This window comes from Pseudomonas sp. LARHCG127 (assembly GCF_052871455.1).
Genome location: NZ_JBIXJT010000048.1, coordinates 1 through 542, shown reverse-complemented (window position 1 = coordinate 542; position 542 = coordinate 1). Strand labels below are relative to the sequence as shown.

The following is a 542-nucleotide window of genomic DNA, read 5'->3' as shown; positions in this document are numbered from 1 at the left end:
GTTAGCACCGTGGTCAGCGATGTCAACGACACCACCACCGTGACGTTGACCGCCACTCCGACCGTGAATGAAAACGGCACCATCACTTACACCGCTACCCTGACCGGTGCCGACGGCAAGCCAGTTACCGCACAAAACGGCCCGGTCACCGTGACGCTGGAAAGCGGCAAGACCATCACCATCGCAGCCGGTGCAAGTTCGGGTACGCTCGATGTCGCTGTGGGTAATGACGTTTATCAAGGTCCGACCACCGTCACCGAATCGATTGACTCGGCATCGGGCGGTAACCTGGAAGCCATCGCTCCAAACACTACGCCAGTTAGCACTGTGGTCAGCGATGTCAACGACACCACCACCGTGACGTTGACCGCCACGCCGACCGTGAATGAAAACGGCACCATCACCTACACCGCGACTCTGACTGGTGCCGACGGCAAGCCAGTTACCGCGCAAAACGGTCCGGTGACAGTCACGCTCGAAAGCGGCAAAACCATCACCATCGTCGCCGGCGCGAGCTCAGGCGAATTGGACGTGACGGTCGG

General features: G+C 60.0%; 1 protein-coding gene. It reads left to right on the top strand.

From position 1 onward, the window contains the following. On the top strand, window positions 1–542 hold a 542-nt coding region (locus tag ACIPQ1_RS28755; protein ID WP_446535150.1), incomplete at both ends, for an immunoglobulin-like domain-containing protein.